Source organism: Escherichia sp. E1V33 (assembly GCF_004211955.1).
GTDB lineage: Bacteria > Pseudomonadota > Gammaproteobacteria > Enterobacterales > Enterobacteriaceae > Escherichia.
The window spans coordinates 93742-119407 of sequence record NZ_RHJI01000017.1 but is presented as its reverse complement, the minus strand read 5'-3'; the positions used below and the strand labels follow the sequence as shown (position 1 = coordinate 119407).

The following is a 25666-nucleotide window of genomic DNA, read 5'->3' as shown; positions in this document are numbered from 1 at the left end:
AAGGTTGTTATTTTTAAGTTACTACACACAAGAAAAAAGGCACGTCGTCTGACGTGCCTTTTTTATTTGTACTACCCTGTACGATTACTGTTCGCTTTCATCAGTATAGCGTTTTGCTTTGTAAGCCGGGTGCATCAGATTCTGTACGGAGAAAATATCGTCTAGTTCTGCTTCAGTCAACAGACCGCGCTCCAGAACGACTTCACGTACGCTCTTGCCGGTTTCGGCACAGATTTTACCCACGATGTCACCGTTGTGGTGGCCGATGAATGGGTTCAGGTAAGTGACGATACCGATAGAGTTGTAAACGTAACCTTCGCACACTTCTTTGTTAGCAGTGATGCCGTTAACGCATTTTTCCAGCAGGTTGTAGCAAGCGTTGGTCAGAATGTGAACGGATTCAAACATGGCCTGGCCAATGACCGGCTCCATGACGTTCAGCTGCAGCTGACCTGCTTCTGCCGCCATGGTAACAGTGGTGTCGTTACCGATGACTTTGAAGCAAACCTGGTTAACCACTTCCGGAACAACTGGGTTTACTTTAGCTGGCATGATGGAAGAGCCCGCCTGCAGTTCCGGCAGGTTGATCTCGTTCAGGCCGGCACGTGGGCCAGAAGAGAGCAAGCGCAGGTCGTTACAGATTTTGGACATCTTCACAGCCATGCGTTTCAGCGCGCCATGAACCATAACGTAAGCGCCGCAGTCAGAGGTCGCTTCGATCAGGTCTTCGGCAGGTACGCATGGGAAGCCAGTAACTTCAGCCAGTTTTTTCACTGCCAGCGGAGAGTACTCTTTTGGCGTGTTCAGGCCAGTACCGATTGCAGTTGCGCCGAGGTTAACTTCCAGCAGCAGCTCAGCGGTACGTTCGATGTTTTTCACTTCTTCTTTCAGCAGGATGCTGAAAGCGCGGAATTCCTGACCGAGGGTCATCGGTACTGCGTCCTGCAGCTGGGTACGACCCATTTTCAGGATGTCCTGGAATTCGACAGCTTTACGTTCAAAGCCTTCACGCAGTTGGTTAATAGCATCTACCAGTTTAATCAGAGAAGAGTAAACCGCGATGCGGAAACCGGTCGGGTAGGCGTCGTTAGTGGACTGACATTTGTTAACGTGGTCGTTCGGGTTCAGGTACTGATATTCACCTTTCTGGTGACCCATCAGTTCCAGACCGATATTGGCCAGCACTTCGTTGGTGTTCATGTTTACGGAAGTACCTGCGCCGCCCTGGTAGACGTCTACCGGGAACTGATCCATGCATTTTCCGTTGTTCAGGACTTCATCACATGCGGCAATGATTGCATTCGCTACACTTTTAGGAATGGTTTGCAGCTCTTTGTTTGCCATAGCTGCGGCTTTTTTAACCATTACCATACCGCGAACAAATTCAGGAATATCGCTGATTTTGTTGTTGCTGATATAGAAGTTTTCAATCGCTCTCAGAGTGTGAACACCATAGTAGGCATCAGCTGGAACTTCCCTGGTACCCAACAGATCTTCTTCGATACGAATGTTGTTTGACATGTGAACCTTCTTTTTCAAGCTGCCAATGATTTGCTTTAAACACACAGAATATATGTGGTTTCGAATGTTTTTCGACCGACGATTATCCCCTGCATCGGTCGAATACTCGAGATCATATGCTGCTTGAGGATTTCTACCGTAATCTGGATCACTTTAAGTGTCGGTTTTTACCCCTTAATTATTAATTTGTGAAATAGATCACCGCTTTGGGATTACTACCAAAAATAGTTGCGCAAACATCTTGAAATTTTGCTAATGACCACAATATAAGCTGAACGCGATTCGCAACCCATTCAGGCGGCCGGATTTAACCGGTTGCTATTACAGGAGAAACCTTTGCGCTGGTTACCTTTAATTGCCGTTTTCCTTTATGTCTATATTGAGATTTCAATCTTTATTCAGGTTGCTCATGTATTAGGTGTATTGCTAACTCTTATATTGGTTATATTCACATCAGTTATCGGTATGTCACTGGTACGTAATCAGGGCTTTAAGAATTTTGTTCTGATGCAACAAAAAATGGCGGCGGGTGAAAACCCGGCGGCGGAAATGATTAAAAGCGTTTCGTTGATCATTGCCGGTTTGCTGCTTTTATTACCGGGCTTTTTTACCGATTTCCTCGGTCTTCTTCTGTTATTACCGCCAGTGCAAAAGCACCTGACGGTGAAGCTGATGCCGCATTTGCGCTTTTCCCGTATGCCGGGCGGTGGTTTTAGCGCCGGAACCGGTGGCGGTAATACTTTTGATGGTGAGTATCAGCGTAAGGATGATGACCGCGAGCGCCTTGATCATAAAGACGATCGCAAGGATTAATGACGAAACGCCGGATTATGTGGTTATGCCATTTTCCGGCGTTTTTCGTTTTGGCAGAAACAGCCATAACCCCGCCAGCATGATCAGTGCATATAAACTTTTCCAGCCGACCATCGCCAGTAACAGAACGCATAACAGCCCGCCAATTACCGCCAGTAGCCGATAACGTCCTTGCAATAATTTACAGCCTGCCAGCATGCACAGCAGATAGATCATAATAAAGATGCCGTTGGCATAGATGATAAGTGCGTCCAGATTGATATCTAACATATGGATCGCCGACGTGCTCACCACGCAACAGCCGAGCACGGCATTAAGGGCATTAGTCGGGATATGGCGAGAAGAGAGGCGTGCCAGGTAGTGGTCAGGATTATGTTGTGCCTGCGACCAGACTAATCGGGCGAAACTCTGTATATAAATGTTGAGGCTGGCAAAGCAGGCCAGATAACCGATAACACAGGCAATCCACAACGCTCCTACACCAAACAGCTGCACCACAATTTTTGGAAGCGATGCTGCTGCCGCCATTTTTTCACCGTAGGCGTTGAAGTGTAATACCACCACCGTACAGCCCCAATACACTAATCCTGCCAGCAGCAGACCAATCATCAGAGCGCGGGGAAAATCACGCTCCGGATTTTTAAATTCCGAGGCGAGATGGGCAAATGCCTCCAGACCGACAAAGCACCAGAACATCACCGATAACGCAGCAAATAATCCGGTAAGTTCGATATTATCAGGCGCAGGGAAGGAGATATTTGCAGGTTTGATATCGCCCGCCCACCAGAGAGCGACAATCAGCGCAACGATAAGCCCGGCAATGACCGTTTGTAGATTAGCACTGGAACTGGCACCGCGAGTACCGATGTACCACACCAGCGCCAGCGTACCGAGTTCTGCCAACAACAGCTGCCAGCTATGCCAACCAAACATTGCCTGGCCAAAGCCGGCGGCAATTTGTAGCGCAGCGGGCAGGCCCACGGGAATGACCGATAAAAATAGCCAGCCAGTAACTCGCTCAAGCCGCGAGCCAAACGCCATGCCAACGAAATGCGCGACGCCACCCGCGCTGGGATAGTGGCGTCCCAGCAGAGCAAAGACGATAGCAATCGGGAACACTAAGATAATCAAAACGGGCCAGGCCCACAGGCTGGTATTGTCCGCTAGCAGGGCGGCTAATGCGGGAACGGCAAACACACCCGTGCCTAATAATGAGGTTGATAACAGGCCGATCCCCTGGGCTAATCCCAGTTCTTGTTTGAGTCCACTCATGGGTTAATGTCCAATTGTGCCCAAATTTTGGGCAACTGCGCAGGTTTTCGATGGTAGCACAATCAGATTCGCGTATGGCGGCGATGGAGAAATTGCGATGAAATGTGATGTGAATCAGGATTTTTACCCGATTTTGTACTGATCAGAATTTTTTTTCATTTGCCCCCTTGAAGGGGGAGAAGCCCATCCCCATTTCACTGGTCACCAGCCGGGAAACCACGTAAGGTCCGGCGTCACCCATAACAGATACGGACTTTCTCAAAGGAGAGTTATCAATGAATATTCGTCCATTGCATGATCGCGTGATCGTCAAGCGTAAAGAAGTTGAAACTAAATCTGCTGGCGGCATCGTTCTGACCGGCTCTGCAGCGGCAAAATCTACCCGTGGCGAAGTGCTGGCTGTTGGCAATGGCCGCATCCTTGAAAATGGCGAAGTGAAACCGCTGGACGTGAAAGTTGGCGACATCGTAATTTTCAATGATGGCTACGGTGTGAAGTCTGAGAAGATCGACAATGAAGAAGTGTTGATCATGTCCGAAAGCGACATTCTGGCAATTGTTGAAGCGTAATCCGCGCACGACACTGAACATACGAATTTAAGGAATAAAGATAATGGCAGCTAAAGACGTAAAATTCGGTAACGACGCTCGTGTGAAAATGCTGCGCGGCGTAAACGTACTGGCAGATGCAGTGAAAGTTACCCTCGGTCCGAAAGGCCGTAACGTAGTTCTGGATAAATCTTTCGGTGCACCGACCATCACCAAAGATGGTGTTTCCGTTGCTCGTGAAATCGAACTGGAAGACAAGTTCGAAAACATGGGTGCGCAGATGGTGAAAGAAGTTGCCTCTAAAGCGAACGACACTGCAGGCGACGGTACCACCACCGCAACCGTACTGGCTCAGGCTATCATCACTGAAGGTCTGAAAGCTGTTGCTGCGGGCATGAACCCGATGGACCTGAAACGTGGTATCGACAAAGCCGTTACCGCTGCAGTTGAAGAACTGAAAGCGCTGTCCGTACCGTGCTCCGACTCTAAAGCGATTGCTCAGGTTGGTACTATCTCCGCTAACTCCGACGAAACCGTAGGTAAACTGATCGCTGAAGCGATGGACAAAGTCGGTAAAGAAGGCGTTATCACCGTTGAAGACGGTACTGGTCTGCAGGACGAACTGGACGTGGTTGAAGGTATGCAGTTCGACCGTGGCTACCTATCTCCTTACTTCATCAACAAGCCGGAAACTGGCGCAGTAGAACTGGAAAGCCCGTTCATCCTGCTGGCTGACAAGAAAATCTCCAACATCCGCGAAATGCTGCCAGTTCTGGAAGCCGTTGCAAAAGCAGGCAAACCGCTGCTGATCATCGCTGAAGATGTTGAAGGCGAAGCGCTGGCAACTCTGGTTGTTAACACCATGCGTGGCATCGTGAAAGTCGCTGCGGTTAAAGCACCGGGCTTCGGCGATCGTCGTAAAGCTATGCTGCAGGATATCGCAACCCTGACCGGCGGTACCGTAATCTCTGAAGAGATCGGTATGGAGCTGGAAAAAGCAACCCTGGAAGACCTGGGTCAGGCTAAACGTGTTGTAATCAACAAAGACACCACCACCATCATCGATGGCGTGGGTGAAGAAGCTGCAATCCAGGGCCGTGTTGCTCAGATCCGTCAGCAGATTGAAGAAGCAACTTCTGACTACGACCGTGAAAAACTGCAGGAGCGCGTAGCGAAACTGGCAGGCGGCGTTGCAGTTATCAAAGTTGGTGCTGCTACCGAAGTTGAAATGAAAGAGAAAAAAGCACGCGTTGAAGACGCCCTGCACGCGACCCGTGCTGCGGTAGAAGAAGGCGTGGTTGCTGGTGGTGGTGTTGCGCTGATCCGCGTAGCGTCTAAACTGGCTGACCTGCGTGGTCAGAACGAAGAGCAGAACGTGGGTATCAAAGTTGCACTGCGTGCAATGGAAGCTCCGCTGCGTCAGATCGTACTGAACTGCGGCGAAGAGCCGTCTGTTGTTGCTAACACTGTTAAAGCTGGCGACGGCAACTACGGTTACAACGCAGCAACCGAAGAATATGGCAACATGATCGACATGGGTATCCTGGATCCAACCAAAGTAACTCGTTCTGCTCTGCAGTACGCAGCTTCTGTGGCTGGCCTGATGATCACCACCGAGTGCATGGTTACCGACCTGCCGAAAAACGATGCAGCTGACTTAGGTGCTGCTGGCGGTATGGGCGGCATGGGTGGCATGGGCGGCATGATGTAATTGCCCTGCACCTCGCAGAAATAAAGAAACCCCCGGGCAGAAATGCCTGGGGGTTTTTCTTTTGGTCATCTTTCTAGTATAAGATTCAGACACGGACGACGCGAGTTGCGTCCAGCTCATTGATTATGGGGAATAACATGCACGTAAAATACTTAGCAGGGATTGTCGGTGCCGCGCTACTGATGGCGGGTTGTAGCTCCAGCAACGAATTGAGTGCTGCCGGACAGAGCGTTCGCATCGTGGACGAGCAACCTGGTGCAGAGTGCCAGCTGATTGGTACAGCTACTGGTAAACAAAGTAACTGGCTTTCCGGGCAACACGGCGAAGAAGGCGGTTCTATGCGCGGCGCAGCAAACGATCTGCGCAACCAGGCGGCAGCAATGGGCGGTAACGTGATTTATGGTATCAGCAGCCCGTCGCAGGGCATGTTGTCCAGCTTTGTCCCGACGGATAGCCAGATTATCGGTCAGGTTTATAAGTGCCCGAACTGATGTGATTCAGAGATTGGATGACGAGCGTGTAATTGCCTGATGCGCTTCGCTTATCAGGCCTACATTTGGCATTGCAGTTGATTGAATGTTCGAAAATTTGTAGGCCAGATAAGGCGTTTATGCCACATCCGGCAAGAGAAACGAGCACTTTGTCAGCAATCTGAGGCTGGATGATTCCAGCCTCGTAGTAAAACAGATGAGATTATTTCGCCCGTGGTGCAGTTTTGCTGATGGACTGAACGCGTAGGTGATGCAGTGCGCGTAGGCATTGATCCTGGGTCAGTGGTTGGGCGTTATTTGCTGCCACGGTACGAACGTAGACCTGACACGGCACTCCAGCGAGCTTTTTCAATCGTGGGCTGAAATCAAGCATCCGGCGAGTGATAGCCTCCACTTCTTTACCCGGTGTTGCTTCACGCGTTTTCACTACTGCGCCGCTAAATTGCTCTTTGCCACTTTCATCTTTAAAGCGATAAAGTACCGCAAGATAATGACTAAACAGATTATGTTTCCATTCTGGTTGGGAATAGGTGTCATATTCCAGATTGCCATCATTCTGGCAGTCGACATCATATAACGGCAGAAAATCTAACAACGATGTAATACGTAACGCCAGTTCACGCATTTCTGCATTATTAATTGCATGAATGATTGCTCGTGCCAGCATTTCAATCTGCAACTCATTGACCACTAATTCGCATTTGCTGCCGTCATGTAGCGTTAATACGAAGGTAAGATTTTCGCGCTGATTATCAGTAAGTTCCAGCGTGTTAACCCGACGATTAATATCGGCATTTTTAAGCTCATCAACCAGAATTTCTGGGATATTTTCTGCCATTTTCTTAATGACTTTATCGCGAGCTTGCTCATACTGAAGGCGTGCAGCAGCATCCAGTTTATGCTTTTGATGCAGACGACTTTCCAGCGCAATCAGCAGGTCGCGCAGTTCCATGACAGACATGAAGAACAACGATTCTTTATTGCGAGGCTCTTTTATTTTCAGCGCCAGCGCAATGAAATTATTACTCTTGCGAATAACACCAGTATTAACACCCTTGATGCTTATGGCCATGTAGGTTCTCCCTAACCATTTCTCAATTAAATAATTAATTTTAATTTATAAGCCAGATGAATGGGCTTGGTAGTAATAGTTGTTAAAATAACATAAATAGCCGTGCTCACTCTATATAAACAGAAAAGAAAGGTTAATTATTGGTGTTGGTTATATAAAGAGTAACAACAGCAATGCATATGAATAATTAAAGGTTATGCAACGGGCAAAGATTAAATTTCCCAGTTTAATGACAGGTTGGTGTACTTGCGTTTGTTGCTCTTGCCGGATGCGGCGTAAATGCCTTATCTGGCCTACAGTTCATTGAAATTTCAATGCACGATGTAGGCCTGATAAGCGTAGCGCATCAGGCAATTTTAATGTTTAACTTCCCTGTTTAATCAGTTACTGCTGGCGTAGCTGGAGATCCAGCGGTGTTTTGCTGGGTTCGCCACCAATCTCGCGCGCCAGTTTTGGCACCAGATATCCCGATACTAACGTCAGAAGCTCACGCATAATCTGCCGTGCTTCATCATCGCTCACCATGAAATGCGCCGCGCCCTGCACTTTATCGAGCACATGCAGGTAGTAGGGCATCACACCAGCGTCAAACAGTGCATTACTCAGATTTGCCAGCGTTTGCGCGTTATCGTTCACGCCACGTAACAGAACGCTTTGATTAAGCAGGGTGACGCCGACACGGCGCAATTTAGCCATCGCCTGACGGAACGTTTCATCTACCTCATTGGCATGGTTGATGTGATTCACTAGCAAGATTTGCAGCGTAGAACGAGCAAAGCGTTCAACCAGCGCATCTGTGATGCGTGCCGGGATCACAATCGGCAGACGGCTGTGAATCCGCAGACGTTTGATATGCGGGACGGCTTCCAGTTGTGTGAGCAACCAGTCCAGTTCGTGATCTTTCGCCATCAGCGGATCGCCGCCGGAGAAAATCATCTCGTCCAGTTCTGGATGCGCAGCAACATAGTCAAGTGCAGTCTGCCAGTTACGCTTGTTGCCCTGATTTTCGGCATACGGGAAGTGGCGACGGAAGCAATAGCGGCAATTTACCGCGCAGCCGCCTTTTACCAGCAATAGCGCCCGGTTGTGGTATTTATGCAACAAACCAGGCACTACGCTGTGCTGTTCTTCCAGCGGGTCGGTGGAGAATCCGGGCGCGACGACAAACTCATCTTGCGAGGTAAGTACCTGACGCAAAAGTGGATCGTCTGGATTGCCTTTCTCCATGCGTTCAATAAATGATCGAGGCACACGCAGGGCAAACAGCTTTTTAGCACCGCGTCCGGCCAACAGTTTTTCGTCTGCGTCTATATTCAAAAGACGTAGAAGTTCATCAGGATCGGTCACAACATCGGCAAGTTGCGTTAACCAATCTTCTCTGGATGGGGTATTTAGGGTTACAATATGCGCCATTTTGTGGCTTAGCTACCAATTAATAAATTTCAGAGGGCCTTATGGCAACGTACTATAGCAACGATTTTCGTGCTGGTCTTAAAATCATGTTAGATGGCGAACCTTACGCGGTTGAAGCCAGTGAATTCGTGAAACCGGGTAAAGGTCAGGCATTCGCTCGCGTTAAACTGCGTCGCCTGCTGACCGGTACTCGCGTAGAAAAAACCTTCAAATCTACCGATTCCGCTGAAGGCGCTGATGTTGTCGATATGAACCTGACTTACCTGTACAACGACGGTGAGTTCTGGCACTTCATGAACAACGAAACCTTCGAACAGCTGTCTGCTGATGCGAAAGCAATTGGCGACAACGCTAAATGGCTGCTGGATCAGGCAGAGTGCATCGTAACTCTGTGGAACGGCCAGCCAATCTCCGTAACTCCGCCGAACTTTGTTGAACTGGAAATCGTTGATACCGATCCAGGTCTGAAAGGTGATACCGCAGGTACTGGCGGCAAACCAGCTACCCTGTCTACTGGCGCTGTGGTTAAAGTTCCGCTGTTCGTACAGATCGGCGAAGTCATCAAAGTGGATACCCGCTCTGGTGAATACGTCTCTCGCGTGAAGTAATGCGGTTGTGGTGCGGCCTGCAGGCTGCACCATCACTTATTCAGGTCAGAGATGATGAAACACCTTATCCTTCTTGTTTTGCTTGCCAGTGCGCTGCTCACGGGCTGTAACACCGCTCGCGGTTTTGGTGAAGACATTAAACATCTCGGTAATTCCATCTCCCGCGCTGCCAGCTAATTTTTCTTCTCTTCAGAAAAATCATCAGATTTCCGTCATTTTTGGCGATGTTGTCTATTATTAATTTGCTATAGGCAAACACAAATAACATTACCTAAAAGGAAGACGTTATGGTGAAGAAGACAATTGCAGCGATCTTTTCTGTTCTGGTGCTTTCAACTGTATTAACTGCCTGCAACACCACGCGTGGCGTTGGTGAAGACATTTCTGATGGCGGTAACGCGATTTCTGGCGCAGCGACGAAAGCGCAGCAATAAGCAATAACGGTACGACAGCTGTGTCGTGCCGTTTGTTTTTTCTGCGATAGTCACTAAGGTAATAGTTGAAATTCCCCTGCCACCTGGCAAAATATCCGTTCAACCATCAGCTTTGCAGGACGACCTGCAAACGCCTCTTTTCACCGGGGACGGCCCCAATTCTCCGGAGCCTGATATGTCCTGGATTATCTTAGTTATTGCTGGTCTGCTCGAAGTGGTATGGGCCGTTGGCCTGAAATATACCCACGGCTTTAGTCGTTTGACGCCAAGTGTTATTACCGTGACGGCGATGATTGTCAGTATGGCGCTACTTGCCTGGGCGATGAAGTCATTACCTGTAGGGACGGCTTATGCCGTGTGGACGGGGATTGGCGCAGTCGGCGCGGCTATCACCGGCATTGTGCTGCTCGGCGAGTCCGCTAACCCGATGCGCCTGGCGAGTCTGGCGTTAATTGTATTGGGTATTATTGGTCTGAAACTCAGCACTCACTAACTACCGGGCTGCTGTACCCAAATAAACTTACTGACATCAAACCCTTCCCGGGTCGCGACTGCCAGCATCTCCTGTTTAACTTCGTCAGAAATGGTTGGCGTGCGGGAGAGTATCCACAGGTAGTCGCGGTCCGGGCCGCAAACCAGCGCATGGCGGTACTCCCGATCGAGTGCAATCACGTTATAACCGCCATAGAAAGGGCCAAAGAATGACACTTTCAGCGCAGCGCGGGTCGGCGCGCCGGTAAAGTACGCTTTCCCTTCACTCTGTTGCCACATTTCTCTGTCAGGGTTATAGCCTTTATTGATGACATTCAGGCCGCCATCATCTCGCAGACTGTATGTTGCGGTGACTTTCTCCAGCCCGCGCTCAAATCGGTGATCAAAACGAGCAATCTCATACCAGGTGCCGAGATAGCGTTTAGCGTCGAAATTATTCACTACGGTCACGCCACGCGGTGGCGTAGGAGAACTACAGGCAACGACCAGAAATGCAGCCGTCGCTGCGACAACGAAGGGAAGCAGGCGCATAGATGTTTCCTTACTGGTTTTTTCTAAGTGTAGATGACAGCAAGAAAATGCGAAGAAAAGGTCCGAAAATTCGGACCCGATGAAATTTTACTGCAGAGCGTTGAGAATCTGCCAGGCGGCAGCGACTCTCGCTGGATTGGGATAATTTTTGTTAGCCAGCATCACAATACCCAGCTCTTTTTCTGGGATAAACGCGACGTAGCTGCCAAAACCACCGGTCGCGCCTGTTTTATGTACCCATGATGCACGTACAGCAGGAGTTGGGGGGGTAATCGCTTTTACTGGGCGTGTCGCCAGCGCGATTTTATTGTCACTGCCGTTAATGATGCTGTCAGGATTTAGCGGCCAGTCGAGCATTTCCCAGCCCAGGCCCTGATACATATCGCCGGTTTGCCAGTAGCGAGATTGCGCCAGATGGATACCTTGCTGAAGTGTTTTGTCATTGATATCACGGGGATTCATATTGCTTCGTACCCAGCGAGCCATATCTTCAATCGTCGATTTCACACCGTAAGCTTCAGCATCCAGCGCCCCAGGTGAAACATGCACTGGCTTACCTTTGCGATATCCCCAGGCGTAATTCTTTTCTTCTTCAGGCGGTACATTAATCCACGTATGGTTGAGTTTGAGTGGCTGGAAGACACGGGTGTCCATCGCCTGATCAAAACTCAAACCAGACGGCTTCACAGCCAGTGCGCCGAACAAACCAATACTGGAATTCGCGTACAAACGTTGTGTTCCTGGCGCCCATTCAGGCTGCCAGTTTTGATAGAAACGTAGCAGGTCAGTTGCGGATTTAACGTCATCCGGCACCTGCAATGGCAGGCCGCCAGCGGTGTAGGTTGCGAGATGTAATAGTGTGATCCCATTCCACTGTTTAGCCGTAAGTTCAGGCCAGTATTTTGTGACGGGATCGTTTAGATTGATTTCCCCTCGAGCAATAGCGTCGCCACCGAGCACGCCCGTGAATGTTTTGCTGACCGAGCCTAGCTCAAACAACGTTTGCCGCGTGACGGGCCGCTTTTTTGCCACATCCGCGTAGCCCCAGGTAAAGTAATAAGGCTTGCCCTGATAAATCACTGCAACGGCCATGCCGGGGATTTTTTGTTGCTCAACAAGTGGGGTAATCGTGCGATGCACAATATCGTTGATTTGTTGTTCACTGTGGGGGGCGGCAAGTGTGGAGCAAGAGACGGTAATCAGTAAGGCGCAAAGCGTCGTTTTGAGCATAAGGTCTGGTTTCCATACAAAACGGCCCGCCATAGGCGGGCCGGATTTACATTGGCGATACGTTAGATTGTAACGATACCAATCAGCGTGACAACTGTCAGGATAGCAGCCAGACCGTAGAATACCCATTTGCCCGCAGGCACGTGAATTTTCAGGTCGTGCATTGCGTGGTGCATACGGTGTAAGCCACACCACAGCGGCAGAACGATCATCAGGAACAGGAATACACGACCAATGAAGCTCTGCGCGAATGCCAGAATGCGTTCGTAGCTCAGTGCATCACCCGGGAACAGACCCAGCGGCAGCAGAATACCAACCAGCAGGATCATTACCGGCGCAATGATCGCACTCCACATACCACCGGCCCCGAAGAGGCCCCAGAATACCGGTTCGTCAGAACGCTTTGGATTTGGATTAATCATCTCAGGCTCCTTACCAGTACAGGGCAACAAACAGGATTACGATGGTGGCAACCACGGTTACCGCCCAGAGACTTTTGATAATTGGCTCTGGTCCCATTTTTTCGTCTTTTACAATGATATTGGCGGCTTTTGGCGCCAGCTCAAACCAGGTTTTGGTGTGCAGCAGGGCTGCAGCCAGAGTAATCAGGTTAATGATCACAATCACCGGATTTTGTAAAAAGTCGACGAATCCCGCCCAGGTTTCCGGGCCATTTTTCAGGGCAAACAGCCCGAAAATCAGTTCAATGCTGAACCACACAGCCGGAACCGCCGTGCCTTCGCGCAGCATGTAAAAGCGATAAAACGGCAATTTTTTCCACCAGGTGGACGTCATTGGCCGTACATACGGTTTACGTTTAGTCGTCATGTTGCACTCCTTAGCGTGGTTTCAGGGTAGCGATAAGAAAGTCTTTCGAACTTTCTACTTTGCCCTGCTGAATGGCCGCAGCCGGATCGACGTGTTTCGGGCAGACTTCGGAGCAGTAGCCCACGAAAGTACAGCTCCATACGCCGTTCTGGCTGTTCAACTGCGCCATACGCTCCTTCTTACCGTGGTCGCGGCTATCTTCGTTATAACGATGTGCCAGCGTAATGGCAGCCGGACCGATGAACTCTGGGTTCAGGCCGAACTGCGGGCATGCGGCATAGCACAGACCACAGTTGATGCAACCGGAGAACTGGTGATACTTCGCCATCTGCGCTGGGGTCTGGATGTTAGTCCCCTGGTCTGCAGTGCGGGAGTTGCCGATGATGTACGGTTTGATCGCTTCCAGACTTTCGATGAAGTGGGTCATATCGACCACCAGATCGCGTTCGATCGGGAAGTTAGCTAACGCTTCAACCTTCATGCCGTTGGTGTAGTCACGCAGGAAGGTTTTACATGCCAGTTTCGGCACGTTGTTAACCATCATGCCGCAGGAGCCACAAATCGCCATACGGCAGGACCAGCGGTAGCTCAGGTCCGGCGCAAGGTTGTCTTTGATATAGCCCAGCGCATCCAGCAATGAGGTGGTTTCATCATAAGGCACTTCATAGAATGCGCTATGCGGTGCGGTATCGACTTCCGGGTTATAACGCACCACCTCAATTTTCAGGTTTTTCATCTCAGCCATTCGCCTTCTCCTTCTTATTGGCTGCTTCCGCCTTATCGGCTGCATCCGCTTCGCCACCGTACATGCGTTTGGCCGGCGGCAGCTTAGTAATCTTCACGTCGCTGTACTCCAGGCGAGTAGTGCCATCAGCATCGCGGAAGGCGAGAGTGTGTTTGAGGAAGTTGATGTCGTCACGTTCAGTGCAACCTTCGTCCAGACGCTGGTGCGCGCCGCGGGACTCTTTACGCGCCATTGCGGAGTGCGCCATACATTCGGCAACGTTCAGACCGTGGCCCAACTCAATGGTGTAAAGCAGGTCGGTGTTAAACACGCTGGAAGTGTCGGTGATACGCACGCGCTTGAAGCGTTCCTGCAGTTCCGCCAGCTTGTCGATGGTTTTCTGCATCAGTTCTGGCGTACGGTAGATACCGCAGCCTTCTTCCATGGCCATGCCCATTTCGTCGCGGATCTTCGCCCAGTTTTCGCCGCCGTCCTGGTTAACCAGATCTTTCAGACGCTGTTCAACGCCAGCAACCTGTGCATTGATTGCTGCATCGTTGCCATTACCGGCAGTAGATGCACGCTCCATCGCTTGCTCACCAGCCAGACGACCAAAGACCACCAGTTCCGCCAGGGAGTTGGAACCCAGACGGTTTGCGCCGTGCAGACCTACAGAGGAACATTCACCCACTGCGAACAGGCCCTTAATGCGGGTTTCACAGTTCTGATCGGTTTCGATACCGCCCATGGTGTAGTGCGCGGTTGGACGTACCGGAATCGGCTCTTTAACCGGATCGACGCCAACGTAAGCTTTCGCCAGTTCACAGATGAACGGCAGACGTTCGTGCAGTTTTTTCTCGCCCAGGTGACGCAGGTCGAGGTATACCACATCGCCACGCGGAGTGGAGATGGTGTTGCCTTTACGCCATTCGTGCCAGAAGGCCTGAGAAACCTTGTCGCGTGGACCCAGTTCCATGTATTTGTTTTTCGGCTCGCCGAGCGGAGTTTCTGGACCCATGCCGTAGTCTTGCAGATAACGGTAGCCATTTTTGTTGACCAGAATACCGCCTTCACCACGGCAACCTTCGGTCATCAGGATACCGGAACCCGGTAGGCCGGTCGGGTGATACTGAACGAACTCCATATCACGCAGCGGAACACCGTGGCTCAGCGCCATACCCATACCGTCGCCAGTAACGATGCCGCCGTTGGTGTTATAACGATAAACACGGCCAGCGCCGCCGGTTGCCATCACCACTGCGTTAGCACGGATCTGAACCAGCGTACCTTCCATCATGTTCATTGCCACCAGGCCGCGAACATGACCATCATCAACCAGAATATCCAGCACGAAGTGTTCGTCAAAACGCTGGATCTGCGGGAATTGCAGAGAGGTCTGGAACAGAGTGTGAAGCATATGGAAGCCGGTCTTATCGGCGGCGAACCAGGTACGCTCGATTTTCATGCCGCCGAAGCGACGTACGTTCACGCTACCATCCGGGCGACGGCTCCACGGGCATCCCCACAGTTCCAGTTGGGTCATTTCGGTTGGGCAGTGGTGGACGAAATAATCCACAACATCCTGCTCACATAACCAGTCGCCACCCGCTACTGTATCGTTAAAGTGATAATCGAAGCTGTCATGATCCTGCGCGACAGCGGCGGAGCCCCCTTCTGCAGCAACGGTATGGCTGCGCATTGGGTATACTTTTGAGATTAGTGCGATTTTTGCATTCGGATTTGCCTGCGCGGCAGCAATTGCAGCACGTAATCCCGCGCCACCGGCACCTACAATGGCAAGATCGGCTTGAAAGGTTTGCACGACATTCCTCCAGATTGTTTTTATCCCACAGCCACGTATTTCAGGGTAAGTGCCTGAAAGTACGGTCTGCGAACGCTATTCCACTGCTCCTTTATAGGTACAACAGTATAGTCTGATGGATAAGTCTGAAATTTGACGAGATCGATTTTTTTAGTGCGCAAGAGGGCTAAATTATCACTGAAGATGATTAATTTAATTACTAAACCATCAGATTGTGGTTTTTTTAGTCACTCTCCCTCACTGAATGATTCCTGCGTAAAATTTGTCTCGCCGTCGCGTTGCGAGTAGACTTCGTGCCCTTGTTAAAAACTGGAGATTTCACTATGAGCGAAACGGCATCCTGGCAGCCGAGCGCATCCATTCCTAACTTATTAAAACGCGCGGCGATTATGGCGGAGATCCGTCGTTTCTTTGCCGATCGTGGAGTGCTGGAGGTGGAGACGCCTTGTATGAGCCAGGCGACGGTAACCGATATTCACTTGGTCCCGTTTGAGACACGTTTCGTTGGCCCCGGACACTCTCAGGGGATGAATCTCTGGTTAATGACCAGCCCTGAATATCACATGAAACGCCTGCTGGTTGCCGGTTGTGGCCCAGTATTCCAGCTATGCCGCAGCTTCCGTAATGAAGAGATGGGGCGTTATCACAACCCTGAGTTCACGATGCTGGAGTGGTATCGGCCGCATTATGATATGTACCGGTTGATGAACGAAGTTGACGATCTTCTTCAACAAGTACTGGATTGTCCTGCGGCAGAAAGCCTTTCTTATCAGCAAGCTTTCTTACGTTATCTGGATATTGATCCGCTCTCAGCAGATAAAACGCAGCTGCGGGAAGTGGCGGCGAAACTGGATCTGAGCAACGTTGCCGATACCGAAGAAGACCGCGATACGCTATTGCAGTTGCTGTTTACCTTTGGTGTGGAACCGAACATTGGTAAAGAAAAACCGACCTTTGTTTATCATTTCCCGGCCAGTCAGGCATCACTGGCGCAAATCAGTACCGAAGATCATCGGGTCGCAGAGCGCTTCGAGGTCTACTACAAAGGTATTGAGCTGGCGAATGGTTTCCACGAATTAACGGACGCTCGTGAACAGCAACAACGCTTTGAGCAGGATAACCGTAAGCGTGCGGCGCGTGGTTTACCGCAGCATCCAATCGACCAAAACCTCATAGAAGCTCTGAAAGTCGGTATGCCAGACTGCTCCGGCGTGGCTCTGGGCGTTGATCGTTTGGTGATGCTGGCGCTGGGCGCGGAGACTCTTGCGGAAGTTATAGCCTTTAGCGTTGACCGGGCATAATTCTGAAAAATCATCTAATTAACCACACAGAATGGCGTTGTAACGCCATTCTGTAGCAGATGTTTTCATTTTTCTGCTAAAGGCCACAATTTAAGACTGGATATTTGCTATCATCCAGGTATCAATTCTGTATAGTTTTTTATTGCGGCCCGTTAATTGATGGGTAGTGCAGTTCAATGCGCGCGTTTTATACATGTGCTAAAACGAAGGATAATTTCATGCCTCACACGATAAAAAAGATGAGTCTGATAGGGCTCATATTGATGATCTTTACTTCAGTATTTGGGTTTGCCAATAGCCCGGCAGCTTATTATTTAATGGGGTATAGTGCGATTCCCTTTTATATATTTTCTGCATTATTATTTTTTATACCATTTGCCTTAATGATGGCAGAAATGGGCGCGGCCTATCGCAAAGAAGAAGGCGGCATCTATTCCTGGATGAATAATAGTGTTGGACCACGTTTCGCGTTTATCGGCACATTTATGTGGTTTTCCTCTTATATCATCTGGATGGTGAGTACCTCAGCTAAAGTTTGGGTACCATTTTCTACGTTCCTCTACGGTACCGACATGACTCAGCACTGGCGCATTGCTGGCCTGGAGCCAACGCAGGTAGTGGGTCTGCTGGCGGTGGCATGGATGATTCTGGTTACCGTGGTTGCCTCAAAAGGGATTAATAAAATTGCCCGTATTACTGCGGTAGGTGGTATTGCAGTAATGTGTCTTAATTTAGTATTACTGTTAGTGAGCATTGCCATTTTGTTATTAAATGGTGGCCATTTTGCGCAGGATATTGATTTTGTGGTATCGCCGAATCCAGGATATCAATCCGGTCTGGCGATGTTATCGTTTGTGGTATTTGCCATTTTCGCTTACGGCGGAATTGAAGCTGTTGGTGGTCTGGTAGATAAAACAGAAAACCCAGAAAAGAACTTTGCCAAAGGTATTGTTTTTGCCGCTATTGTTATTTCAATCGGCTATTCGCTGGCGATATTTTTATGGGGCGTCAGCACTAACTGGCAGCAGGTATTAAGTAATGGTTCCGTTAATCTCGGCAATATCACCTATGTGTTGATGAAAAGCCTGGGGATGACGCTGGGTAACGTGCTGCATTTGTCACCTGAAGCGTCATTGTCGCTGGGCGTATGGTTTGCGCGTATTACCGGGCTTTCGATGTTCCTGGCTTACACCGGCGCGTTTTTTACACTTTGCTACTCGCCACTAAAAGCGATCATCCAGGGTACGCCGAAAGCGTTATGGCCGGAGCCGATGACGCGACTGAACGCCATGGGCATGCCGTCTATCGCCATGTGGATGCAGTGTGGGCTGGTTACTGTCTTCATCCTGCTGGTTTCGTTTGGCGGTGGTACAGCATCGGCGTTCTTTAACAAGCTGACGCTGATGGCGAACGTTTCTATGACGCTTCCCTATCTGTTCCTCGCGTTGGCTTTCCCATTCTTTAAAGCTCGTCAGGATCTCGACAGACCATTTGTGATTTTCAAAACACACATGTCGGCAACGATCGCGACAGTGGTGGTGGTACTGGTGGTGACGTTTGCGAACGTTTTCACCATCATCCAGCCGGTGGTTGAAGCCGGAGACTGGGATAGCACATTGTGGATGGTTGGCGGCCCTGTCTTCTTCTCGCTGTTAGCGATGGCGATTTACCAGAACTATTGCAGCAGAGTGGCAAAAAGTCCGCAGTGGGTGGCTGAGTAATCAGATGCCCTATCGTCGGTCTGACGATAGGGCGTAAATACAGGGAATGTTATGGATGACAACAGCCGGGATCCGGCAATAACCGAAGATGAAATCAGGGCGCTGCAATTTTCTGCACAGGACGTTGCAGAAATAGAGCACGTTATCCTTTCTTTTGCCGATGTTCGCTACACCCGTAAAGTGGCGATGGTGGTCGGTAATACCATTAATACCCTCAAAGATCGCGACGGGAATCGGTGGGGAAACCTGCCGGATATCTATTGCGCTTATCTTATTAGATGTCTGGTTTTTCGCGGAGAATTAGTGGGATACGGCGATTTATTTTGTATGCGTTTTAGCGAAATTAAGCGACCGATTACCTCATGAGTGCGCGTATGTTTGTCTTGTGCTGCATCTGGTTTGTTGTGGCGATCCCCTGGATAGTCATCACTTCCACGCTGGACAAAGAGTGGATGATTGATGAAGGTGGGGTTAAAAATATCTGCCATGTGCTGGAGTATCTGGAAAATGACGATACCCGTGATGTCGGTGTGATATTAACGTTGCCGCTCTTTTTCCCCTTTCTCTGGTTCGCGCTGTGGCGAAAAAAACGCGGCTGGTTTATGTACGTCACTGCGCTGGTGATTTTCGGTTACTGGCTGTGGCAGTTTTTCCTGCGCTATCAGTTTTGTTTGTGAGCCGGATGGGGTCATCCGGCCACAAAAACCTTACAAACTTCCTGCCTGACGACCTTTACCCGCAGAAGTCAGCGTTCTCCCCGTTTGTTTACCGTTGAGGCTTTCCAGACGCATCTGGAAGGGCGGGAATGGCATATCGATACCGTGGGCGTGGAAGCCCGCCAGAATCAGTTGATGGATTTCATGGCGCAGCGGCATGCGGTGGCCCATTTCTGCGGCGTAAATACGCAGCTCGAAAATCTGGATCCCTTGCTGTAGATCCACCAGGAAGACTTCCGGTGCCGGGTTGTCGATCACCAGCGAGCAGCGACGCGCTGCGGTTAGCAGGATTTCCGTCACTTCTTCACTGTTAGCATCGGCAGGGGCCGGAATCGTCAGCACCACGCGCGTGACCGAGTCAGAGAGCGACCAGTTGATAAACTGCTCAGTAATAAACGCCTTGTTTGGCACGATAATCTCTTTACGGTCCCAGTCGCTGATGGTGGTGGCGCGGGTGTTAATTTTCGTCACGCTGCCGGTAAGATCGCGGATCGTTACCGTATCGCCAATACGAATCGGTTTTTCGAACAGGATAATCAGGCCAGAGATAAAGTTGGCGAAAATTTCCTGCAAACCAAAACCGAGACCAACACCGAGCGCGGCGACCAGCCACTGTAATTTCGACCACTCAATACCAATCATCGAGAAGCCGACCAGCCCGCCAATCAGCATCAACAGGTATTTGGTGATGGTGGTGATGGCGTAGCCCGTACCCGGCGTTAAATCGAGATGTTGCAAGATTGCCAGTTCCAGCAGCGCGGGTAGGTTGCGCACCAGCTGCGTGGTGATGATAAACACCAGAATGGCTATCAGCACCGCACCGAGGGTAATCGGCTCCAGACTTTCCACGCCCTGTACCGTGGATGTGACGTCCCACAGCGAAATATTTTCGAGGAAGCCGAAAGCGGAATGGATTTCTGACCATAGCACGATGACCGAAAGCAGGGCGATCAGCATCAGGATTGAGCGCACCAGCCGCAAGGACTGCGCACTGATAGCATCGAGATCGACTTCGCTTTCATCCACTTCAAGTGCCCCTTCCGGGCTACTGTGATGATGCGCTTCCTCTTCGCCACGCGCACGTTGCGCTAACATCTCGGCCCGGCGATGCTTTGCCCGGTCAAATGCCAGTCTGCGCCGCTGGATTAGCATCCAGCGGCGGATAACGTGATAAACCACCAACAGCAGGAACCAGATGGCGACCGAGGTTTCAAGCCTCGCTAACAGCGCCTGTGCCGTTGCCAGGTAACCGACTGCCGCTGCCAGAATAGCGACCAGCGGCGCGCCAATCATCAAGTTCCATAACATATGGTTGGTAATGTTGTCGCCGCTACCCTCTTTGTTGAGGTACAGCGGGATCCCCGCTTTTTTCAGACTGAGGGTGACTACCGCCAGTGCACCGCAAATGAGGATAAAGCAAAGCCGTCCCAGCGAACCGGAAAACTCGCGGTCGTCGAGATTATCGAACATCATCAGCGCCATAATCAGCGGCACGATAAGCCCGATGCTCATCAGGTAGTAGCGCATCCCGCGGGAAACACGTTCGCGCGGCCAGCCAAAATGGGCGATAAACAAGCCGTTCGGGCGGGCAAAGGTAGCGCAAATCATCACTACCCACAGCAGCGGCACGGTGGCTGTTACGCCATCACCAATCGCTACCGCCAGCGGATAAGGCCACGCCTCGCGCAAGCCGTAACCCAGCGTCATCCACAGCACCGGCAGCGGTGACGCGACGAGAATCGACCAGAAAAGAGTGCGCAACGTCAGCCAGAAGTGATCCTGAGTCACTTTGCCGACTTTCGCCGCCGAACGTTCGAGAAAACGGGTAAAATAGCGGCGCGAGTAGATACTGCAACCGACCAGAATCAACGCGCCAAACAGCGGCAAAATCGTTTCTTTGCTGGTCAGCATCATGATGCTGGCTTTACCTAACTGGCTGAAGGTATCCAGCGAAATGAGGCGGCGCAGATCCTGGGCGATCTCCAGTGGCCAGGCGATGGTCATTGGGCGCACGTCGGAGGTCCAGAACAGGTAGCGGTGCGTCGCTTCGTTGACCTCTTTCAGCGCATCTTCCAGTTGCCCGTTGGAAACTTTCAGCTTGGTCAGTTCAAGCAGTAGCGTGTCGCCGCCCTGCAACAATGAGTTAAGCAACTCACGCTGAGTACGCAGCTGTGCTTCGAGAATACGGTTTTGTTCGGCGGTCAGCGGCTGACCGTCAGCCTGAAGGATTTGTCGCAGTTGCGGTTGTTTATTAAGCAGATCCTCATAACGTAACCGTTGCACGCGCAACTGCGCCATTTCGGTATCAAGCTGTTGCGGTTTCGGCATTTCTGGCAGTCGTGCCACCTGCGCCCGCAACGCTTCGCCGAGCAGGTTGGACGATCCCAGCCATTGTGACTGCTCACGCAGGGTATTCAGCGCCTGCCGGACCTGTAACGTCTGGCTGGCAGCCTGACGCTGTTGTGAAGCGACGAGATCCATCCGCTGCGCCTGCTGATTTAGCGCCGCCGACAGTTCGCGGTTAATTTTGAATTGCGCGACGATGTCTTTCGGCAAATCGGCACTGTTTTCTGCCAACAACTCGGTGCTTTCCAGCGCCCGCTCCGCCTCCAGCTGACGCTGGCTGTTTAACTGATTACGCAAGGCCTGCAAATATGCATCCAGTTGCTGGCTCTCTTTTTCCGCCAGCTCAGAGCGCAAGCGCGCTAATTCCTGACGGTTATTGGCAGACAGCTGCGCCAGCTCCAGTTCATCAACGAGCGCTTTCAGGCGTGCGGAGTCAGACTGCAACGCGAAATTTTGTGCCTGATTAAGCGGAGTATTGCCGGTAAGCGTTCCCAGGCGGCGCTCGATTTCATTTAACTGACGGCGGGCGTCGGTTTGCTGTTGCGGCAGTTGATTCAGTGAATCGGCAATCTCGCGGGCGCGTTCCTGCTCTTGCTGGGCCTGACGGCTTTTATCCAGCAACTGACTGCTGACCTGGAGAATTTCCTGATTCAGCGCGTCGGTAGACATTCCCGGCGACACACTGCGCGGCTCGTCACGCATGTTGTTTAATTGCGCGCGCAGAGTAGCGGAGAGTTTCGGGTAGTTATCAATGACTTCTTGATATTGCTTGATGCGCTCAAGGGAACCTTTTCGTTCCTCAAGCGCATTTAATGCAGACTGGAGAGCCTCTACGATTTCCGGCTGCGCGGGTTTTGCCGCTTTTGCCTGCTCCAGTTCCTGGGTGATTTGTTTGCTATCGGGGGCCGTCGCGGCGTACGCCCCCCAACTGAGGCACCAGGCCATCAGAAAAGTGATAATCAGGCGCACGTCAGCGTTTCCTTTGATGGATTAGACCTGGTCTTTTTTGTCGTCAACCAATGGGCTGGCGTCTTGTTCTGCTTCGATCTCTTCAGCAGGAAGCGGGGCCGGTTCAGCGTCTGGCGTAACAAAAGTTTCGGTAGATACTGCCAGCGGCTGGCCAATTTTCGTGACAGACAGGCTTTCCAGTTGCTCAACCAGATCCACTTTACCCGGTGCAAACAGGTTGATAACGGTAGAGCCAAGTTTAAAGCGACCCATTTCCTGGCCTTTCAGCAGCGCCACAGAACCGTCGTTTTCCCCGGCAGGCCAGGTCCAGCGCTTGATGATGCCTTCGCGCGGCGGCGTAATGGTGCCCGCCCAGACAGTCTCAATGCTGCCAACAATCGTCGCCCCGACCAGAATTTGCGCCATTGGGCCAAATTCGGTATCGAACAGGCAGATCACGCGTTCGTTACGGGCAAACAGATTCGGCACGTTCTGAGCAGTGAGATGGTTAACGGAGAAGAGATCGCCCGGCACGTAGATCATCTCACGAAGAATACCGTTGCACGGCATGTGTACGCGGTGGTAGTCACGCGGGGAGAGGTAAGTGGTCACAAACGTACCGTTGCGGAACAGGTCCGCCATCAGGTAGTTACCTGCCAGCAGGGCTTCGAGGCTATAGTTGTGGCCTTTGGCTTGCAGGATTTTATTTTCTTCGATTTTACCCAACTGGCTGATAACGCCATCGGCAGGCATGACAAGTACATTCGGATCGGTATCGATTGGGCGTACTTCGTCACGCAGCGGACGGACAAAGAATTCGTTAAAGGTGCGGTAGCTGGCGGTGTCCGGCTTTTGCGCCTCTTGCATGTCGACCTTGTAGTATTTAACGAACAGATCGATAACCAGTTTTGTCAGCCATCCTGCCCGCTTGCTTGCGCCCCAACCCGCCAGACGAGTAAGCCATAGTTTCGGCAGAATGTACTGTAGCGAAAGTTTAAATGAATTTAACAAGGTAGCCTCCAGGCCATTGTTTTGTCGTTCCTGATCCGGCCTACATGCCGGATCCTGAAAAAAAGGGGACGATTCTAACGACGGTTAGCTTAATTGTCAGTCATCCGTATCAGAAAAGTTTTTACGCGTTTTTACCTGCGCCATGCTTTCCAGAATACGGTGATAGTTTTCGAAACGGGTTTCCGCGATTTTCCCTTCCTCAACCGCTTCCCGGATAGCGCAGCCCGGATCGGTATCGTGTTTGCAATCGCGATATTTACACAGACCTAAATAGTCATGGAATTCGACAAAGCCCTGAGTGATTTGTTCCGGCTCCAGGTGCCAGAGGCCGAACTCACGCACACCAGGGGAATCAATAACATCACCGCCGTGCGGGAAGTGATACAGCCGAGCGGCAGTCGTGGTGTGCTGACCGAGACCCGAGTTGTCAGACACATCGTTGGTCAGGATCTCTTTTTGCAGCCCCAGCAACGCGTTCAGCAGGCTGGATTTGCCGACGCCAGACTGCCCGGCAAAAATGCTGATGCGCCCGGTCAACGCCTCTTCCAGCGGTTTCAGCCCATCCTGAGTATGGCTGGAAACCATCAATACGCGATAACCGATATTGCGGTAGATATCCATCTGCTCGTTGACGAACGCCATGCCATCGTCGTCCAGCAGGTCTATCTTGTTGAGCACAATAATCGGCTCAATCTGCAAGGTTTCGCAGGCCACCAGGTAACGGTCGATAATATTGAGCGACAGCTCCGGCAAAATGGCGGAGACAATGACAATCTGGTCGATGTTGGCGGCGATGGGTTTCACACCGTCGTAGAAATCCGGACGCGTCAACACTGAGGTGCGCTCATGCACCGCTTCCACGATCCCTTTGACATTTACGCCTTCCGCCGCCGGTTTACCCGGACGCCAGACTACGCGGTCGCCGGTCACCAGCGAACGGATGGTACGGCGAATATTGCAGCGGTGAACGTCGCCATCGGCGGATTCCACATCAGCGTGCATGCCAAAGCGGCTGATGACGATTCCTTCATCAGGCTCGCCAAACAGATTGTCGTCGTAGTCGGGCTTCTCCTTAGACGTTTTAAGACGACGCTGGTGATTGGCGTTCACACGGCGCTGCTGGCCTTTGGAGAGTTTATTTTTACTCAATCGTACAGACTCCTGGTCGCCCCTGATGGGCAAAACATCTATGATACACGCAATTGTGGATCAATATAGTCACTGTGAATGGGTGGAAAATAGCATGAGTGCCAATGAAAACAACCTGATTTGGATCGATCTTGAGATGACCGGTCTGGATCCCGAGCGCGATCGCATTATTGAGATTGCCACGCTGGTGACCGATGCCAACCTGAATATTCTGGCAGAAGGGCCGACCATTGCAGTACACCAGTCTGATGAACAGCTGGCGCTGATGGATGACTGGAACGTGCGTACTCATACCGCCAGCGGGTTGGTAGAGCGCGTGAAAGCGAGCACGATGGGCGATCGAGAAGCAGAACTGGCGACGCTCGAATTTTTAAAACAGTGGGTGCCTGCGGGAAAATCACCTATCTGCGGTAACAGCATCGGTCAGGATCGTCGTTTCCTGTTTAAATACATGCCGGAACTGGAGTCGTACTTCCACTACCGCTATCTTGATGTCAGCACGCTGAAAGAGCTGGCGCGCCGCTGGAAGCCGGAAATTCTCGACGGCTTTACCAAGCAGGGAACGCATCAGGCGATGGATGATATTCGCGAATCAGTTGCGGAACTGGCTTACTACCGCGAGCATTTCATCAAGCTGTAAAATTTGTTCTGGTCACGTAACCGCCGGAATCCACTTGCGGCGGCGTGGTTTTGACGCTAAATTGAACGCCTTGCTGATAATTTCAGCACTTGAGATAAAAATTTCAAAAATTTTTTTTAGGGGGGTTGCAGAGGGAAAGATTTCTCGTATAATGCGCCTCCCGTAACGACGCAGTAATGCGAAATTACGAAAGCAAAAATTAAGTAGTACGCGGGAATAGCTCAGTTGGTAGAGCACGACCTTGCCAAGGTCGGGGTCGCGAGTTCGAGTCTCGTTTCCCGCTCCAAAATTTGAAAAGTGCTGAAAGGCACAGACCACCCAATC

26 protein-coding genes and 1 tRNA gene are annotated in these 25666 nt (G+C 51.0%); 14 read left to right on the top strand and 13 right to left on the bottom strand.

Going from position 1 to position 25666, the window contains the following annotated elements; all coding sequences use genetic code 11:
- Positions 1-84: 84 nt before the first annotated feature.
- Positions 85-1521, bottom strand: coding sequence for an aspartate ammonia-lyase (gene aspA, locus D9742_RS16095; protein ID WP_130237557.1), 1437 nt, complete (start codon positions 1519-1521; stop codon positions 85-87).
- Positions 1522-1857: 336 nt separating this feature from the next.
- On the opposite strand from aspA, the gene D9742_RS16090 reads away from it, so the two are divergent.
- The gene (locus D9742_RS16090) at positions 1858-2334 is read left to right on the top strand and encodes an FxsA family protein (RefSeq protein WP_130237556.1); all 477 of its coding nucleotides are present in this window, start codon (positions 1858-1860) and stop codon (positions 2332-2334) included.
- A 15-nt stretch (positions 2335-2349) separates the two neighbouring features.
- Here D9742_RS16090 and yjeH read toward each other — a convergent pair whose 3' ends face one another.
- A complete protein-coding gene (gene yjeH, locus D9742_RS16085) occupies positions 2350-3606 on the bottom strand; it encodes an L-methionine/branched-chain amino acid transporter (RefSeq protein ID WP_130237555.1) in 1257 nt (418 codons plus the stop codon).
- A 275-nt stretch (positions 3607-3881) separates the two neighbouring features.
- Here yjeH and D9742_RS16080 point away from each other — a divergent pair, with 275 nt between their 5' ends.
- From D9742_RS16080 to D9742_RS16070, 3 genes are all read left to right on the top strand, one after another.
- Positions 3882-4175 carry a co-chaperone GroES gene (locus D9742_RS16080; protein ID WP_001026276.1) on the top strand — a complete coding sequence of 98 codons (294 nt, stop codon included), beginning with the start codon at positions 3882-3884 and terminating at the stop codon, positions 4173-4175.
- Between the two features lie 43 nt (positions 4176-4218).
- Complete coding sequence (groL, locus tag D9742_RS16075; RefSeq protein ID WP_000729132.1) at positions 4219-5865, top strand: chaperonin GroEL; 1647 nt, start codon at positions 4219-4221, stop codon at positions 5863-5865.
- Positions 5866-6002: 137 nt separating this feature from the next.
- Complete coding sequence (locus tag D9742_RS16070) at positions 6003-6356, top strand: DUF4156 domain-containing protein (protein WP_000558209.1); 354 nt, start codon at positions 6003-6005, stop codon at positions 6354-6356.
- Positions 6357-6558: 202 nt separating this feature from the next.
- Here D9742_RS16070 and D9742_RS16065 read toward each other — a convergent pair whose 3' ends face one another.
- Together D9742_RS16065 and epmB are read right to left on the bottom strand one after the other, a co-directional pair.
- Positions 6559-7428, bottom strand: coding sequence for a YjeJ family protein (locus D9742_RS16065; RefSeq protein WP_130237554.1), 870 nt, complete (start codon positions 7426-7428; stop codon positions 6559-6561).
- A gap of 384 nt (positions 7429-7812) precedes the next feature.
- The gene (gene epmB, locus D9742_RS16060) at positions 7813-8841 is read right to left on the bottom strand and encodes an EF-P beta-lysylation protein EpmB (RefSeq protein WP_130237553.1); all 1029 of its coding nucleotides are present in this window, start codon (positions 8839-8841) and stop codon (positions 7813-7815) included.
- A gap of 41 nt (positions 8842-8882) precedes the next feature.
- On the opposite strand from epmB, the gene efp reads away from it, so the two are divergent.
- The 4 genes from efp (at position 8883) to sugE (ending at position 10376) form a co-directional block, all read left to right on the top strand.
- The gene (gene efp / locus D9742_RS16055) at positions 8883-9449 is read left to right on the top strand and encodes an elongation factor P (RefSeq protein ID WP_000257278.1); all 567 of its coding nucleotides are present in this window, start codon (positions 8883-8885) and stop codon (positions 9447-9449) included.
- A 51-nt stretch (positions 9450-9500) separates the two neighbouring features.
- On the top strand, positions 9501-9626 hold the full coding sequence (gene ecnA / locus D9742_RS16050; protein WP_130237552.1) for a lipoprotein antitoxin entericidin A: 126 nt from the start codon (positions 9501-9503) through the stop codon (positions 9624-9626).
- Positions 9627-9736: 110 nt separating this feature from the next.
- Complete coding sequence (ecnB, locus tag D9742_RS16045) at positions 9737-9883, top strand: lipoprotein toxin entericidin B (protein WP_000239596.1); 147 nt, start codon at positions 9737-9739, stop codon at positions 9881-9883.
- A gap of 175 nt (positions 9884-10058) precedes the next feature.
- On the top strand, positions 10059-10376 hold the full coding sequence (gene sugE, locus D9742_RS16040; protein ID WP_000118482.1) for a quaternary ammonium compound efflux SMR transporter SugE: 318 nt from the start codon (positions 10059-10061) through the stop codon (positions 10374-10376).
- Here sugE and blc read toward each other — a convergent pair.
- From blc to frdA, 6 genes are all read right to left on the bottom strand, one after another.
- Positions 10373-10906: a lipocalin Blc gene (gene blc / locus D9742_RS16035; protein WP_130237551.1), complete on the bottom strand. Its 534-nt coding sequence runs from the start codon at positions 10904-10906 to the stop codon at positions 10373-10375. The genes sugE and blc overlap by 4 nt on opposite strands.
- An 87-nt stretch (positions 10907-10993) precedes the next feature.
- On the bottom strand, positions 10994-12136 hold the full coding sequence (locus tag D9742_RS16030) for a BlaEC family class C beta-lactamase (protein ID WP_130237550.1): 1143 nt from the start codon (positions 12134-12136) through the stop codon (positions 10994-10996).
- Between the two features lie 62 nt (positions 12137-12198).
- On the bottom strand, positions 12199-12558 hold the full coding sequence (gene frdD / locus D9742_RS16025) for a fumarate reductase subunit FrdD (RefSeq protein WP_010344911.1): 360 nt from the start codon (positions 12556-12558) through the stop codon (positions 12199-12201).
- 10 nt (positions 12559-12568) lie between these two features.
- Positions 12569-12964, bottom strand: coding sequence for a fumarate reductase subunit FrdC (gene frdC, locus D9742_RS16020; protein ID WP_001568431.1), 396 nt, complete (start codon positions 12962-12964; stop codon positions 12569-12571).
- A 10-nt stretch (positions 12965-12974) separates the two neighbouring features.
- The gene (frdB, locus tag D9742_RS16015) at positions 12975-13709 is read right to left on the bottom strand and encodes a fumarate reductase iron-sulfur protein (protein ID WP_064525766.1); all 735 of its coding nucleotides are present in this window, start codon (positions 13707-13709) and stop codon (positions 12975-12977) included.
- On the bottom strand, positions 13702-15510 hold the full coding sequence (frdA, locus tag D9742_RS16010; RefSeq protein ID WP_130237549.1) for a fumarate reductase (quinol) flavoprotein subunit: 1809 nt from the start codon (positions 15508-15510) through the stop codon (positions 13702-13704). The genes frdB and frdA overlap by 8 nt, the downstream gene beginning before the upstream one ends.
- A 323-nt stretch (positions 15511-15833) precedes the next feature.
- Between frdA and epmA the strand changes: the two genes are divergently transcribed.
- The 4 genes from epmA (at position 15834) to D9742_RS15990 (ending at position 19209) form a co-directional block, all read left to right on the top strand.
- A complete protein-coding gene (gene epmA, locus D9742_RS16005) occupies positions 15834-16811 on the top strand; it encodes an elongation factor P--(R)-beta-lysine ligase (RefSeq protein ID WP_064525770.1) in 978 nt (325 codons plus the stop codon).
- A gap of 218 nt (positions 16812-17029) precedes the next feature.
- Complete coding sequence (gene yjeM, locus D9742_RS16000) at positions 17030-18532, top strand: glutamate/gamma-aminobutyrate family transporter YjeM (protein ID WP_130237548.1); 1503 nt, start codon at positions 17030-17032, stop codon at positions 18530-18532.
- Between the two features lie 51 nt (positions 18533-18583).
- Positions 18584-18898, top strand: coding sequence for a protein YjeN (yjeN, locus tag D9742_RS15995; RefSeq protein WP_130237547.1), 315 nt, complete (start codon positions 18584-18586; stop codon positions 18896-18898).
- Positions 18895-19209, top strand: coding sequence for a YjeO family protein (locus tag D9742_RS15990; RefSeq protein ID WP_130237546.1), 315 nt, complete (start codon positions 18895-18897; stop codon positions 19207-19209). The genes yjeN and D9742_RS15990 overlap by 4 nt, the downstream gene beginning before the upstream one ends.
- A 30-nt stretch (positions 19210-19239) precedes the next feature.
- On the opposite strand, the gene mscM is transcribed toward D9742_RS15990, so the two are convergent.
- The 3 genes from mscM to rsgA all read right to left on the bottom strand — a co-directional run bounded on the left by mscM (position 19240) and on the right by rsgA (position 24702).
- Positions 19240-22563, bottom strand: coding sequence for a miniconductance mechanosensitive channel MscM (gene mscM / locus D9742_RS15985; RefSeq protein WP_130237545.1), 3324 nt, complete (start codon positions 22561-22563; stop codon positions 19240-19242).
- Positions 22564-22584: 21 nt separating this feature from the next.
- A complete protein-coding gene (gene asd, locus D9742_RS15980) occupies positions 22585-23553 on the bottom strand; it encodes an archaetidylserine decarboxylase (protein WP_130237544.1) in 969 nt (322 codons plus the stop codon).
- Between the two features lie 96 nt (positions 23554-23649).
- Positions 23650-24702: a small ribosomal subunit biogenesis GTPase RsgA gene (gene rsgA, locus D9742_RS15975; protein WP_130237543.1), complete on the bottom strand. Its 1053-nt coding sequence runs from the start codon at positions 24700-24702 to the stop codon at positions 23650-23652.
- 94 nt (positions 24703-24796) lie between these two features.
- Here rsgA and orn point away from each other — a divergent pair, with 94 nt between their 5' ends.
- Positions 24797-25342 carry an oligoribonuclease gene (gene orn, locus D9742_RS15970; RefSeq protein WP_064525781.1) on the top strand — a complete coding sequence of 182 codons (546 nt, stop codon included), beginning with the start codon at positions 24797-24799 and terminating at the stop codon, positions 25340-25342.
- Between the two features lie 210 nt (positions 25343-25552).
- Positions 25553-25628: transfer RNA gene (locus D9742_RS15965), tRNA-Gly, on the top strand.
- Positions 25629-25666: the final 38 nt, after the last annotated feature.

What these genes read in the sequence shown, in the direction of transcription:
- aspA (WP_130237557.1), bottom strand. Translation starts at nt 1,521, where the DNA reads ATGTCAAACAACATTCGTATCGAAGAAGATCTGTTGGGTACCAGGGAA.
- yjeH (WP_130237555.1), bottom strand. Translation starts at nt 3,606, where the DNA reads ATGAGTGGACTCAAACAAGAACTGGGATTAGCCCAGGGGATCGGCCTG.
- D9742_RS16080 (WP_001026276.1), top strand. Translation starts at nt 3,882, where the DNA reads ATGAATATTCGTCCATTGCATGATCGCGTGATCGTCAAGCGTAAAGAA.
- groL (WP_000729132.1), top strand. Translation starts at nt 4,219, where the DNA reads ATGGCAGCTAAAGACGTAAAATTCGGTAACGACGCTCGTGTGAAAATG.
- D9742_RS16070 (WP_000558209.1), top strand. Translation starts at nt 6,003, where the DNA reads ATGCACGTAAAATACTTAGCAGGGATTGTCGGTGCCGCGCTACTGATG.
- D9742_RS16065 (WP_130237554.1), bottom strand. Translation starts at nt 7,428, where the DNA reads ATGGCCATAAGCATCAAGGGTGTTAATACTGGTGTTATTCGCAAGAGT.
- epmB (WP_130237553.1), bottom strand. Translation starts at nt 8,841, where the DNA reads ATGGCGCATATTGTAACCCTAAATACCCCATCCAGAGAAGATTGGTTA.
- efp (WP_000257278.1), top strand. Translation starts at nt 8,883, where the DNA reads ATGGCAACGTACTATAGCAACGATTTTCGTGCTGGTCTTAAAATCATG.
- ecnA (WP_130237552.1), top strand. Translation starts at nt 9,501, where the DNA reads ATGATGAAACACCTTATCCTTCTTGTTTTGCTTGCCAGTGCGCTGCTC.
- ecnB (WP_000239596.1), top strand. Translation starts at nt 9,737, where the DNA reads ATGGTGAAGAAGACAATTGCAGCGATCTTTTCTGTTCTGGTGCTTTCA.
- sugE (WP_000118482.1), top strand. Translation starts at nt 10,059, where the DNA reads ATGTCCTGGATTATCTTAGTTATTGCTGGTCTGCTCGAAGTGGTATGG.
- blc (WP_130237551.1), bottom strand. Translation starts at nt 10,906, where the DNA reads ATGCGCCTGCTTCCCTTCGTTGTCGCAGCGACGGCTGCATTTCTGGTC.
- D9742_RS16030 (WP_130237550.1), bottom strand. Translation starts at nt 12,136, where the DNA reads ATGCTCAAAACGACGCTTTGCGCCTTACTGATTACCGTCTCTTGCTCC.
- frdD (WP_010344911.1), bottom strand. Translation starts at nt 12,558, where the DNA reads ATGATTAATCCAAATCCAAAGCGTTCTGACGAACCGGTATTCTGGGGC.
- frdC (WP_001568431.1), bottom strand. Translation starts at nt 12,964, where the DNA reads ATGACGACTAAACGTAAACCGTATGTACGGCCAATGACGTCCACCTGG.
- frdB (WP_064525766.1), bottom strand. Translation starts at nt 13,709, where the DNA reads ATGGCTGAGATGAAAAACCTGAAAATTGAGGTGGTGCGTTATAACCCG.
- epmA (WP_064525770.1), top strand. Translation starts at nt 15,834, where the DNA reads ATGAGCGAAACGGCATCCTGGCAGCCGAGCGCATCCATTCCTAACTTA.
- yjeM (WP_130237548.1), top strand. Translation starts at nt 17,030, where the DNA reads ATGCCTCACACGATAAAAAAGATGAGTCTGATAGGGCTCATATTGATG.
- yjeN (WP_130237547.1), top strand. Translation starts at nt 18,584, where the DNA reads ATGGATGACAACAGCCGGGATCCGGCAATAACCGAAGATGAAATCAGG.
- D9742_RS15990 (WP_130237546.1), top strand. Translation starts at nt 18,895, where the DNA reads ATGAGTGCGCGTATGTTTGTCTTGTGCTGCATCTGGTTTGTTGTGGCG.
- orn (WP_064525781.1), top strand. Translation starts at nt 24,797, where the DNA reads ATGAGTGCCAATGAAAACAACCTGATTTGGATCGATCTTGAGATGACC.